Annotated in this window: 11 protein-coding genes; 5 read left to right on the forward strand and 6 right to left on the reverse strand. The window is 47.1% G+C overall.

The features are described from left to right. Positions 1–185: 185 nt before the first annotated feature. Complete coding sequence (gene topA, locus KJS94_RS04830; protein ID WP_214446184.1) at positions 186–2,792, reverse strand: type I DNA topoisomerase; 2,607 nt, start codon at positions 2,790–2,792, stop codon at positions 186–188. A gap of 257 nt (positions 2,793–3,049) precedes the next feature. Between topA and KJS94_RS04835 the strand changes: the two genes are divergently transcribed. Further along, positions 3,050–4,294, forward strand: coding sequence for a DUF4407 domain-containing protein (locus KJS94_RS04835; RefSeq protein ID WP_214446185.1), 1,245 nt, complete (start codon positions 3,050–3,052; stop codon positions 4,292–4,294). Between the two features lie 79 nt (positions 4,295–4,373). Here the strand turns inward: KJS94_RS04835 and KJS94_RS04840 are convergent, their stop codons facing one another. Then, positions 4,374–4,907: a hypothetical protein gene (locus KJS94_RS04840; RefSeq protein ID WP_214446649.1), complete on the reverse strand. Its 534-nt coding sequence runs from the start codon at positions 4,905–4,907 to the stop codon at positions 4,374–4,376. Positions 4,908–4,972: 65 nt separating this feature from the next. Here KJS94_RS04840 and KJS94_RS04845 point away from each other — a divergent pair, with 65 nt between their 5' ends. After that, complete coding sequence (locus tag KJS94_RS04845) at positions 4,973–5,431, forward strand: nuclear transport factor 2 family protein (RefSeq protein ID WP_214446186.1); 459 nt, start codon at positions 4,973–4,975, stop codon at positions 5,429–5,431. Here the strand turns inward: KJS94_RS04845 and KJS94_RS04850 are convergent, their stop codons facing one another. From KJS94_RS04850 to KJS94_RS04865, 4 genes are all read right to left on the reverse strand, one after another. After that, complete coding sequence (locus KJS94_RS04850; protein WP_214446187.1) at positions 5,432–6,721, reverse strand: hypothetical protein; 1,290 nt, start codon at positions 6,719–6,721, stop codon at positions 5,432–5,434. Positions 6,722–6,824: 103 nt separating this feature from the next. Next, on the reverse strand, positions 6,825–7,442 hold the full coding sequence (locus KJS94_RS04855) for a hypothetical protein (RefSeq protein ID WP_214446188.1): 618 nt from the start codon (positions 7,440–7,442) through the stop codon (positions 6,825–6,827). 10 nt (positions 7,443–7,452) lie between these two features. Beyond that, a complete protein-coding gene (locus KJS94_RS04860; protein ID WP_214446189.1) occupies positions 7,453–7,941 on the reverse strand; it encodes an RNA polymerase sigma factor in 489 nt (162 codons plus the stop codon). A 118-nt stretch (positions 7,942–8,059) separates the two neighbouring features. Further along, the gene (locus KJS94_RS04865) at positions 8,060–8,491 is read right to left on the reverse strand and encodes an Hsp20/alpha crystallin family protein (RefSeq protein WP_214446190.1); all 432 of its coding nucleotides are present in this window, start codon (positions 8,489–8,491) and stop codon (positions 8,060–8,062) included. A gap of 225 nt (positions 8,492–8,716) precedes the next feature. Here KJS94_RS04865 and KJS94_RS04870 point away from each other — a divergent pair, with 225 nt between their 5' ends. The 3 genes from KJS94_RS04870 to KJS94_RS04880 all read left to right on the forward strand — a co-directional run bounded on the left by KJS94_RS04870 (position 8,717) and on the right by KJS94_RS04880 (position 13,143). Further along, positions 8,717–9,130, forward strand: coding sequence for a BrxA/BrxB family bacilliredoxin (locus tag KJS94_RS04870; RefSeq protein ID WP_214446192.1), 414 nt, complete (start codon positions 8,717–8,719; stop codon positions 9,128–9,130). A gap of 141 nt (positions 9,131–9,271) precedes the next feature. Further along, positions 9,272–10,432: a prolipoprotein diacylglyceryl transferase gene (locus KJS94_RS04875; protein WP_214446193.1), complete on the forward strand. Its 1,161-nt coding sequence runs from the start codon at positions 9,272–9,274 to the stop codon at positions 10,430–10,432. A gap of 257 nt (positions 10,433–10,689) precedes the next feature. Beyond that, positions 10,690–13,143 carry a TonB-dependent receptor domain-containing protein gene (locus tag KJS94_RS04880; RefSeq protein ID WP_214446194.1) on the forward strand — a complete coding sequence of 818 codons (2,454 nt, stop codon included), beginning with the start codon at positions 10,690–10,692 and terminating at the stop codon, positions 13,141–13,143. Positions 13,144–13,402 lie beyond the last annotated feature (259 nt).

Genomic DNA, 13,402 nt, shown 5'->3' on the forward strand with positions numbered 1-13,402 from the left:
ACGACCAGGGCCCGTCTTTTATTGTTAGTATTTCGCTAATAAATTTCGTTTCCCTTTTTCCATCCTTCAAACTTACTTTTCCACATTGGTTAATAACGGAAGACCGTTCCTTTTTACGAGCAGGTTACTACCTGCTGGCAAATAAAGAACGGTCCTCTATAACACCATCGGCCAGGGCCGAATGGTTATTTTTTGGTTGATTTTTTTGCCGCAGCCTTCTTGGGGGCTGCCTTCTTTGCGGCTGCTTTTTTGGCTGGGGCATCTTTCTTCGCGGCAGTCTTTGTCTTTTTCTCAAATGCACCCGGCACCTGCTCTTCGATCATCTTCTTGATCGCTTCGAGATCAATGCCCTGAAGGTCTGCTTCCGTATATTTTGAACCATCAGCCTTTTTGGTAACCTTCAACATCTTTTTGTTGAAGCGGATGAATGGACCCCATCTTCCATTCTCAATAGAGATCTTTTCCGCCGGCCATTGCTGGATAAAGCGGTTGGCCTCCTTTTCAAGCTTCTTCCGGATCAGTTCATCGCAATCCGCCTGGCTGAGGTTATCGAAATTATATGCCCTTGGCACATTAATGAACAGGTCATTCCATTTGATGAAGGGACCAAACCTTCCTTTGCCTTTTGTAACCGGCATCCCTTCATAGGAAGCGATCGGGGCATCCGCCTGCCTCTTCACACCTATCAATTCAATGGCCCTGTCGAGGTCTACCAATAACGGGTCTTCTCCTTTTGGTATAGATATGAATTCCTCTCCCCATTTCACATAGGGTCCAAAACGGCCAACATTAACCGAAACTTCCTGTCCATCGTATTCCCCAATGGTCAACGGAAGTTTGAACAGTTCCATGGCTTCGTCAAAGTTGATGGTTTCAATACTTTGACCGGATTTCAATTTGGCAAACCTGGGCTTCTCCTCATCATTCACATCACCGATCTGCACCATGGGACCATATCTTCCCATCCTGGCAACTACTTTCTTACCGGATGCAGGGTCCATACCCAATTCACGCTCGCCCTTGATACGTTCGGCTGTTTCGATGGTCTTTTCAACATCCTTCTTGAAGGGATTGTAAAACTCATCGATCATCTTATGCCATTGACGCTTTCCATTAGCTACTTCATCAAACTCTGATTCGATCTTGGCAGTGAAGCCATAGTCCATCACATCATTGAAATACTGGTTGAGGAAGTCTGTCACTACCAGGCCGAGGTCGGTCGGGAAAAGTTTTGATTTTTCTGCACCTGTGGTTTCCTGCGCCATAGATTTGGCAATATGGTCCTGCTCGAGTTTCAGTATCCTGTAATCACGGCGAACTCCTTCCTTATCCCGTTTCTCCACATAACCACGCTTCAGGATGGTAGTAATGGTAGGGGCATAGGTGGAAGGACGGCCAATTCCCAGTTCTTCCAACTTCTTTACCAGCGATGCTTCTGTATAGCGGGGAGCAGGGCGGTTGAATCGTTCGGTAGCAGACATTTCCTTCAGGGGAAGCGCTTGTCCAACCGCCAGCGGTGGTAACATGCTCTCATTTCCTTCCTCTTCATTCATATCCTCCTCATCCCGGTCTTCCATATAAACCTTGAGGAAACCGTCGAATTTCAGGACCTCGCCGCTTGCGGTGAGTTCTTCCTTATTGGTAGAGATACTGATCTTAGCGATTGTCTTTTCCAGTTCTGCATCAGCCATCTGTGAAGCCATGGTGCGCTTCCAGATCAGTTCATAGAGCCTTCTTGTTTCGGGGTCATCGTCCACCATATTGTCCATATAAGTGGGACGGATGGCTTCGTGGGCTTCCTGGGCAGATTCATTCTTGTTCCGGAATTTGCGTGGCTGGTAATACCTGTTGCCATACATGCCATTCACCTGGCTCCGGATCCCTTCCATGGCTGTTTCGCTAAGGTTAACGCTATCCGTACGCATGTAGGTGATCTTACCGCTTTCATACAGTTTCTGGGCAAGCAACATGGTCTTGCTTACGGAATAACCCAATTTCCGGCTCGCTTCCTGTTGCAGGGTAGAAGTGGTAAATGGTGCTGCGGGGCCCTTTCTTCCTGGTTTCACCTGGATGTCGGCAACGGCATAATTCGCCCCGATACAGGAGGAGAGGAATTTTTCTGCCCCTTCCTGGTCATTGTAGCGCTGGCCTTCAGCCTTGAAGGTTACCGAACGGCCATTGATATCCTTAGCGGAAAAGATCGCATCGATCTTGAATTGGCTAACCGCCCTGAACGCATTGATCTCCCTTTCCCTCTCCACGATCAGGCGAACCGCAACGCTCTGTACCCTACCGGCACTGAGGGAGTTGCGCATGCTCATTTTACGCCAGAGCACGGGACTTAATTCAAAGCCTACAATTCGGTCGAGGACCCTTCTTGCCTGCTGGGCGTTAACGAGGTCCATGTTAACCGTACGGGGCGACTGTACCGCTTTCTGGATGGCAGGTTTGGTGATCTCATGGAATACGATCCTTTTGGTAGTATAGGGATCAAGGCCAAGTACTTCGCAAAGGTGCCAGCTGATGGCTTCCCCTTCGCGGTCCTCATCCGTTGCCAGCCAGACCTCATCGCTCTTCTTTGCCAGTTGCCTGAGTTCCTTTACCACTCTTTCCTTCTCTTCCGGGATAATATATCTTGGCTGGTACTTGTTCTTGATGTCAATTCCCATCTCGTCCTTTTCCAGGTCCCTGATATGCCCGTAGCAGCTCTTCACCTCAAAATCCTTACCCAGGATCTTTTCAATGGTCTTGGCTTTAGCCGGGGACTCCACTATCAATAAATTCTTGGCCATTTATGCGTTGATCAGTTAAAATTTTGAATCTGGTCCGTGCAATTTTACTGTATAAGACCGAAAATACCAATTCAGATGCCCGGGTGAAGTAACGGTAATTAAGGATATTGACCCCTTAAACAGCCGGCTGGGGGCATTACAGGGCGGCAAAAAATTTTATTTTTCTTAAGAATTCCCCTGCAATCCCTGGCTGCCAATTGCCGTTATTTGCATTGTTCCCACTTCTACCTAATTAATTACCAACTTAATTTATTGTGATGGCTATTGACAAAAATGGCCGCGACCGGGATATTGCCGGCTACGATGCCTTTTCCGGGAGCAGCGGCGATGGGAACAATTTCCTTTGGTGGTGCGCAGGGGCACATACACCCTTATTAAAACAATACCCAACGGAACAAAACAAATATGCCGGCCTTGGCGGGGTACTGCTGGCCACCTTTGTGCTGGCTGCCCTTTCCTCCGGTTATGCATTTTACACCATCTTTGGGAATGCCCTATGGGCTGTCCTTTTTGCAATGGTATGGGGACTCATCATCTTTAATTTTGACCGTTTCCTCGTATCGACCATCCGTAAATACGGCATTTCACCAGCCAGGCAATGGCGGATGGCCATCCCACGGATCCTGCTGGCCGTCATGATTGGGATCACTATTGCCCGCCCCCTGGAATTAAAACTTTTTGAAAAAGAGATCAACACCCAGGTGGAAGCCAATATCCATACCAAGGTGCAAGAGAATGACCGGCAATTACAAATGGAAACTGAAAGACAACTCCAGCAGTCGAGAATGGAAAAGGACAGGATATTGGCAAGAAAGCAGGCCATGGAAGACACCCTGCTCCTGATGCAGCAGGCCTACCTTCGGGAAGCAGATGGAACCGGCGGCTCAGGCCAAAGGGGAATTGAACGGATCACACGCCTCAAGATGGATGCCTTTGGCCAGACCCGGGCATCATTCGCCAATGAGTCAGCTGCGCTGGACTCTGCACTTGCTTACCATAACCGGATCATCACCTCTGTTAATGATAGCCTGGAAGCCAAAAGGGTAGCCTACGCCCTGGCGATACGGAACAATATCGGTTTCCTGGAAAGGAATAAGGCCTTGCAGGACCTGAACGAAAAAGAGCCCAGTGTTTTCTGGAGCAACCTGTTTATTAGCCTGCTCATTATCCTTCTCGAAACCGCGCCGATCATCGCAAAAATGATGTTGCCTGTCGGCCCTTACGATATTGCATTGGCGCAGGAAGAACTGGTACCGATGTCGAGGCTTGAAAACACCCTGGAAGAAGAACAGCAGCGCACCCGGAAGTTCAGCAGCCTGTACCGCAAACAACAGGCTGAAATGGATGAGGCATTGTTACAACAGACCAGGAAGATGCACCAGGATTATACCGACCGTAAGATCAGGGATTGGGAAGAAGGAAAATGGGAGCGGGGAGGGGAAGCACCCCTCACAGACCTGATCAGGGATATCAGGCGACACCATGAGGCCGATGAGGAATAAGGGACAAATAGGCTGCTGGTGATAACCACAGGATTAGCAGATAAAAAATAGCCCCCGAACCGGGGGCTATCTATTTCAATTAATCCTTTCCTTTGCCTTTTCCTTTGCCATTACTCTGGCCTTTGCCATTTCCATTACCATTCCCTTTTCCTTTCGCGTTTCCATTCTCCTTACGGTCATCATCATCATCCTTTTCTTTCTTTCCACCCCTGCCTTTCCATTCATTGTATTCATTGTCATTGTACCTGGCATACCTTACATATTGCTCGTCAAGGTAGAGCCTTCCGTCGGACCCTTGCCAGTAATAATATCCAGCAGCATTCTTGTAGTAATACCTTCCATCACCAAAGGGACGGATAACAATATCAGGTGTCCGGATTATGATCAAGGGGTAATAGACCACTTGCTTCTTCCGATGACCTGGTGCATGGTCTTTGGCGGAACCACCATAGACCTTCTTTGCCTGGCCGGGAGGCAGCTTGTTCGGGCGATCATCCACAATGATCACGGTTGGCTGGCTGGGACGAGGCGCTGGCCTGCTAACGGTTCGGGAGCTACTGCAGGCGCCCAGCAGGAAACTGCCCAGGACTACCGCTTGTAAAGTTTTTTGCATAGGGAGCATTTGAGGGTTTAGTTTAGTTAATCAAACTATTTGCCAAAAACCCGCAAAGTACGGTTATGAAAAATTTGTTTTTGTTTTTATTAACACTGGCCAGCATTAACACCTATGCACAAACGAACGAGGAAGAAGCAGTAAAGCAAACCGTTTCCAACCTGTTTACGGCTATGCGTAACAGTGATACCAGCCTGTTAAGGTCAGTTTTCGCGCCTGAGGCCGTACTTCAAACCATTGCGAAGAAAAAGGACGGAAGCATCATGGTAAGGAATGAACAGGTAAGCGCCTTTGTCAGCTCACTGGCTAAACCCCATACGGATATTTACGATGAAAGGATCGTTTTCGACAAGGTCCTGATCGATACTGACCTGGCCACGGTCTGGACACCCTATCAATTTTATATTGGCACCAAATTCAGCCATTGTGGCGTCAACTCCTTTCAGCTGGTAAAAATGAATGGGGAATGGAAGATCCAATACATCATTGATACCAGGAGGAAGGAAAATTGCGTCGGGCAATAATTACTTCTTTGAGAGTTTGTACTTCTTGTTCACCTTGGGGTTGTTGAAATAATCATTCAACTCATCCTCGCTCAGCACCCCTGTATCCAACATGGGGACATCGATCAGCTGTGTCTGGGTCTGTTTCAACTCATCGCGTAACTTCTTGATCTTGGCGAGGATGTCGGGATCCTTTTCACTGTTCAGGATATTATCAGAAAGCAGGTACTCCAGGCGCTTGATACTGGTACGGACCTGTGCGGCAGAATTCTGCTCATAGGTCTTAACCGGGGCCACGGCTTCCTTAACCGGTACCAGGGTCACCCCCACACTGGGCAGTATCTTACCGGCATTCTTCTGGCTTTCATCAGGCATGGTAGATAGGATGGTACCGCCCATGGCCATGGTGCCCGAAGTAAGGTCGAAACCGGTCCGGGTATTCTTGGTTGACCTTACTTTTTTATCCAATTCCTTAAAAGTAAACTTCAGTTGCAGGATATAGCGCTCTACATCCTTTACCATTTTATTGTATTCCTGGAGGCGGTAGGGATAATTAATGGCATCCCGAACATATACCCTCACAGCTGCAGTGTCACGATTCAGGAACTTATCAGTTCCCACAAAGGTGATGATCAGTGGGCGGACATTTGCCGAATCCTTTCCTTCCCGCACATAATCGTAGGGGATCACCCATTTGAATTCATCATTGCATTTATTGACCCCCTGGTAGCTTTTGATGGGCACACTGGTTAGGGTGGTGATGGCGTCAATTGGGAAACTGCCGGTTTCACACTGCACCCTGAACGATAGGGTATCACCTTCGTCGATCATCATATTGTTCAGGATCGTAGGCTTGATCCTGGAAGGAATGATCTCTGTATTGTAAAAAACGAGGGTAAAGAAGGTATCAACACGCTCCTTGGGGTTCTGGAGATTTTGTACACCCAGGTAAACCTTATACTCCTGGTCATATTTCAACCTGCCGGAAAGGAAATAACTCTTATCTGCCTTGAAGCTAAGGACACCTATATCCTTATTGATCCGCAAACCAACCGGTGCATTTTTCAGGAACCAGAAATACTGTGAAGAATCCCTATTGATATCCAGGTCATAGGATAGGGTAGAATCCACATGCAGGGTTATATAAGGATTTAGGTTCAGGATCCGAAGGGTAGTGTCTTCCTTAACCTGTACTGGAACGGTATCCAATACCGGGTGTTGGGTGGTACTATCAACCTGTGCATTCGCAACAAAGCCAGACAAAAGTGCAATAAAAGTCAACCAATAAACCCGAAAACGAAATGCTGCCATTCTCTGATAGTTGTTTGGTAGGGTGAAAAGTGGCAACAATAATAATTCATTTTTTACAGACGGTTCATAAACAAAATGTTAGAATATTAGCGAGAAATTAACATCAACCATTTTCCAGTTCCCTGATCTGGTCACGCAAATCATCCAGGTGATTGCCATACAGTTTGCGCAGGTACCAGCGTGAAAGGAAATATACAAACAGGCTCCAAACAATCAGCCAGGCCAGTAAAATCTGGAACTTTACCTGACGGAAGAAGATGAAGGGATCACCTTTTTCTACCTTAGCTTCCTTCATCCCAAACCTGATCATAATGACCCAAACCACTGGCACAGCCAGCATGGAAAAAAGGAAACAAACTTTAACATATTGAGATAAGGTATCATGGATCTTCCTGGTGGCGTCCAACATAGAAGAGGAATAAATACTTCCTGATCTGCGCACCTGAACCCAAACGCGCCACATGTAGACTACAAAACCCAGGCAATAGATGAATAAAAATCCAGATAATTCCCGAACATTGGGGTTATCGGTGGTCACCATTAACAACAGCGTTAGAATAGCAAACAGGATAGAAATGGATATCTCAAATGCCAGGCTGCGTTTCAGCCTGCCAATGGTTTGACCCGACCTTCCGTGAATAATGGCCAGGAGGTCTTCCTTCCTTTCACAGCTGGCAGCTAATTTGTCCTTGAGTTTGTTTTTCAGGTCATCCAACTCCATAGTCTTCCATTTAATTTTGTTGAGCGACAAGGCCCCGAAGCCTTGCCTTGATCCTATTCATTTTTACGGCTACATTATTGACTGATATACCGAGGATCTCACCCATTTCAGCATAACTATAATCTTCCAGGTAGAGCATTACCACGGCCTTATCCACCTTGGATAAGCTTCCAATGGCAGCATACATTGACTTGAGCGCCTCCTCCTCCTCATTCCCATTTTCTGGAAAATCCAGGTCCCGGTCCAGGTATGAACTTGTGGCCACAATTTTTTGGGATTTCCGGTAGAAACTGATGGCGGTATTGAGGGCCACCCGGTAGAGCCAGGTACTGAACCTCGACTCCCTGCGAAATGATGGATAGCCTTTCCAGGCATTCAGGATGATTTCCTGGAAGAGGTCTTCACGCAATGACGGATCTTTCTGGTACAGGTTACAAACCTTGTACACGATCGCTTCATTCAACCTTATTAGTTCCAGGAATTCCTTTTCAGCGTCCATAATAATTAAACCATCCTGTTTGTAGCAGTTAGCGGCAAGATATTACAGACCTAACAAAAAACCCCGGTGTAAACACACCGGGGGTAAACCAAAACCAACTGCTTATGAGAAACAATCTTTATTGTATAACGATCTCTTTGGGAAGGGACTTCACTTCTGCCTTTTTGGGAAGGAATACCTTCAACAATCCATTTTCATATTTTGCCTGGATGCCATCTGCTTCTATGGTCTCGTCCAGGGTAAACTTCCTGGTAAAAGAGGTCAATTTGAACTCCTTCCTGATCTGCTTGAACTCGGGCTGGCCTTCTTCTTTGGGCGCTTCATAGGAAATGGTCAGCAATCCATTTTCCACACTGATCTTGAAGGATTCCCTGGTACGGCCCGGGGCCACCAGTTCCATATGATAGGCATCAGTGGTTTCTACGATATTCACCGGAGCCTGTGAATTGGACACTTGTGCCTGCGGGGTAAATCCATTCAGCTCGTTGAAGAAGCTATCAATAAGACCACCAAATTGCCTTGCCGGATGTTGCATTCTAACTGTTGCCATAATTATTTCTTTTTATTTTTTTCAATTGATGGTATAGTACAAACAAAGGAGATACCATTTAAAAATTGCTGCCATTCCTTCCAGTTTTTGGTTACCGAAAAGTTAATATATATGCCATTTAGTCGCACTCCAAAAATTAAAAATGCCATATCGGCAGTTTTAAACAATTGACTCCGCCGCCTGTTTTTTCAGTAATTTTGTCCACTATTTTAAAATTCTAACAACATGTATCCAGCTGAGATAGTAATGCCCATGAAAGAGGAGCTCACTGAGCAAGGTTTCGTTGAACTCCTGAGTCCTGAAGAGGTTGATACCCAGATGAGCAAGAAGGGTACCACACTGGTGGTGATCAATTCCGTTTGCGGCTGTTCTGCCGGCACGGCCCGTCCCGGGGTGTTGATGGCAGTCAACAACAGTGAAAAGAAGCCAGATTTCCTGACCACTGCTTTTGCAGGTTTTGATATTGATTCTGTAAAAAAGGTAAGGGAATACCTGATGCCCTATCCGCCATCATCCCCTTCCATTGCCCTTTTCAAGGATGGTCAATTGGTTCATTTCATTGAGCGCCACCAGATCGAAGGACGTCCGGCACAGATGATCGCCCATAACCTGATCGCAGCTTTTGAACAATATTGTTAAGTTTTGCTGAACCCGATTCAGCTTTGTTCAATTAGGCCTCCCTGTTTGGGGAGGCTTTTATTTTTAGCGGAAGTCCATGCTCGGCTATTTCTTCCTATAATTGCGGAACCAATTACAAGTCAAGACATTCAATACAGGTAAATGTATCCCAATCTTTATTATGCCTTCAAGGACCTTTTCGGGATCGACATCCCCGGTCTGCGGTTCATTAATTCCTTTGGCTTCTTTGTAGCCCTTGCCTTCCTGGGCGCAGCCTGGACCCTTACGCTTGAACTCAGGCGAAAGAGCAAGGCCGGGCTCTTACAATACGAGGAAACCCAGATCACGATTGGCCAGCCGGCCAGCATCAGCGATTTGCTGACCAACTTTATCCTGGGCTTCCTGCTGGGTTATAAGATCATTGGGGCTTTCGTGGTGGGTCCTGAAGATCCGCAAGCTTTCATTTTCAGTAGCGACGGAAGCCTACCCACCGGCCTTTTGGTAGGAGCCCTTTTTGCTGGCTTAAAATGGTGGGAAAAGAAAAAGCAGCAGCTGCCCAAACCTGAACAACGGACCATCAGGATCTGGCCGCAGGACAGGGTAGGGGACTTCGTTGTCTTCGCTGCGATCTTTGGGTTCCTGGGGGCCAAGATCTTCCATAACCTGGAGAACTGGAATGAATTCAAGGCTGATCCAATTGGCGCCTTGCTTAGCTTCAGCGGACTGACCTTCTATGGCGGTTTGATCTGTGCAGCAGTGGCCATTGGCTGGTATGCCCGCAAACACAAGATCTCACTTAGGCATTTATGTGATGCCACCGCACCGGGCCTGATGCTGGCCTATGCCGTTGGAAGGATAGGTTGCCAGGTGGCCGGGGACGGCGACTGGGGCATTGCCAACAGCAAACCCAATCCATTTTCCTGGCTGCCGGATTGGGCATGGGCCTATAAATACCCCCATAATGTATTAAACGAAGGAGTACCCATCCCCGGCTGTGTTGGACAATATTGTAATGAACTGGCCCAGGCCCATTACCCGACCCCGCTTTATGAAACCATCGCCGGACTCCTCCTTTTCACCCTCCTTTGGTCCATCAGGAAAAAGATCACGGTCCCCGGACGCCTCTTTGCCGTTTACCTGATCGTGAATGGACTGGAAAGGTTCTTTATTGAGAAGATCAGGGTGAATACGAAATACGACATTTTGGGATTCCATCCCACCCAAGCGGAGCTGATCTCTACAGGATTGGTCATCGCAGGGGTTATCCTTTGGTTCTGGATGCCCAAATTAAAAGCACCCGCATCCAAAGGCCAGGTAGCCTAGTTTACCATCCATATTTTTCCCTGAAGAGCGGTTTCCCCACCCGGAAGCCGCTCTTCCTTTTTTAACACCTTCCATCAGAATTGAAAAATTACCTGTAACCTCTTTCTCAGATCTGCGTCACAATAAGGTCATTGCTTTTGCCGGAAATCAGATTTAACGACCATTCGACACAAAACAATGTATTTTGCATTACATAGTACCTACTTTTGAACTGTAATTAACCTTGTAGAGTACCAAACTAATAAAAGAACCTTATTATGAAAAAGTCGATCACCTTGCTGACCTTAGCCTTATCCACCTTATCCTTCGTCAGCCAGGCACAAACCAAAACAGGGAAATTGACCGGTTCTGTTGTGGACGGTAACCAGAAACCAGCTGAAGCCGTAACGGTCAGCCTGCTTAAGGCCAAGGATTCCTCAGTAGCCAAGATCCTGTCGACCGACAAGTCGGGCAGGTACAGCTTCGAAGACCTGGCCACCGGTCAATACCTTGTTATGGTCACAGCAGTAGGACACCAGAAGACCTATTCCCAACCGATCGAGGTGAACGGTTCAGCTGCCCAGGCACCGGAACTGAAAATGGAAGCCCAGTCCAAGGAACTGGGAGGCGTTACCGTTACCGCCCGCAAGCCATTCATCGAGCAGAAGATCGACAAGACCGTGGTGAACGTTGATGCCGCCGTTACCAATGTGGGTGCAACCGCTTTGGAAGTATTGGAGAAATCACCCGGTGTCACCCTGGATAAGGATGGCAATATCAGCCTTAAGGGCAAGCAGGGTGTAACCGTGATGATGGACGGAAGGCCTACCTATTTAACTGCCGACCAGCTGAACAACTACCTGAAGTCAATGCCCGCCAGCAATATTGACCAGATCGAGATCATTACCAATCCATCTGCCAAGTATGACGCAGCCGGCAATTCCGGTATCATCAATATCAAGACCAAGAAGAACAAGCAAAAAGGCTTCAATGGCAGCCTGACCCTTAACTATGGCCAGGGGGCCTATTGGAAGACCAATAACAGTTTTAACCTGAACTACCGTACCGGCAAATTCAACTTCTTTGCCAATGGTAGTGTAAGCAGGTGGAATGGTTTCCAGAACCTGGATATCAAACGCAAATTCAAGGATCCCAATTCTAAAGAACTGACAGCTATTTTCGAGCAGAATTCCTTCATGAAGAACGAGAATGACAACTATTCCCTCAAGATCGGTGCGGATTACTTCCTGACCAAGAGGACCACACTGGGTATTGTACTGAATGGTAATGTATCACCAGAAAAGCAAACCGGTACCAACACCAGCTATATGATGGATAATGCCGCCAATATCGATTCCATCATCTACGCCACCAGCAACAATACGGACAAATGGAAGAACAAGAGTGTCAACCTGAACTTACGTCACCAGTTTGACTCAACCGGAAGGGAGTTAACAGCAGATGTTGACTTCGTAAAATATGGCTCTAACAGCAACCAGTATTTCAATAACACTATCTACGATCCCAGCTGGTCACCCAAGAATAATGAGCAATTGCGTGGTATCCTTCCCATCAATATTAAGATCTACAGCGCCAAGATCGACTATGTACAGCCACTGAAGAATGGTTCCAAGATCGAGACCGGTGTGAAGGCCAGCAATGTAAACACCGATAACGTTGCCAATTACGACAACCTTATTGGGAATACCTGGGTGCCTGATTACGGAAAGACCAACCATTTCCAGTACAAGGAAAACATCGCTGCAGCCTACATCAACTATAATAAGCAGATCAAGAAATGGGGAATCCAGGCCGGTTTACGCTATGAATATACCAGCCTTGAAGGAAGCCAGTTCGGCAACCCTGAGCGCCAGGATTCATCCTTCACCCGTGATTACGGCAGCCTGTTCCCTACCTTGTTTGTCAGCTATAATGCCAATGACAAGAACCAGTTTGCCTTCTCCTACGGAAGGAGGATCGACCGCCCTGCCTACCAGGACCTGAACCCATTCCTTTTCTTCCTGGATAAGTTCACCTATGCAGCCGGTAATCCCTACCTTCTGCCTCAGTTCACGAACAATATCGAGTTTACACATACCTATAAAGGTTTCCTGACCACCACCTTAAACTATAGCCATACCAAGGACCTGTTCATGGAAACCTTTGACCAGGATGGATACGCTACCATCGTTAGGCAGGGAAACATTGGTACCAGGAAGAATGCAGGGATTGCAGTGAGCGCACAAATTCCGGTGAAGAAATGGTGGACCGCCATTGTATATACCAACTACAACTACAGTGAGTTCTTTGGAAACCTTAATGGTGAAGACCTCAATGCTACCGGTGGAAACCTCCTGGTGAACATCAACAACCAGTTTAAGTTCAACAAGGGCTGGAGTGCAGAACTGAGTGGCTGGTACAGGACAAAGGGAATTGAAGGCCAGATCGTGATCGACCCAATGGGCGCTGCTTCTGCGGGTGTTTCCAAGCAGGTCCTGAAGGGCAAGGGCACCCTTAAAATGAATATCCGTGATATGTTCTATACCCAGATCCCTAAAGGAAATATCAACTTCAAATCAACCGAAGCCTGGTTCCGTAATAACCGTGATTCAAGGGTAGTGAATGTTTCCTTCGTCTATCGTTTTGGTAAGCCCATCAAAGGCGTACCACAAAGAAGAAGCGGTGGTGCCGGCGATGAAGAAAGCCGCGTTAAAAAGGGAGGCAATAATTAATTCAAGTACCAACCATTAACCTTATCTATTTCCCCTATTTGAATTCCCCAACAACCTGCTCCCCTCAAAAAGGAGCGGGTTGTTAAAAGAAACCAAACCGCTTGATAAGTTCAATACGTATCCCTTCGTACTTGATTCCGACCGTTCGTGTATCCGTCCGTACATAGCACCTGTCAACCTTAATTGTTGACCACTTGCATGAATACCACAGGTTGAATTCCGCATTAAAAAGACATTTGTAAAACCAAACCTTAACCTA

The organism is Flavihumibacter rivuli, assembly GCF_018595685.2.
Lineage (GTDB): Bacteria > Bacteroidota > Bacteroidia > Chitinophagales > Chitinophagaceae > Flavihumibacter > Flavihumibacter rivuli.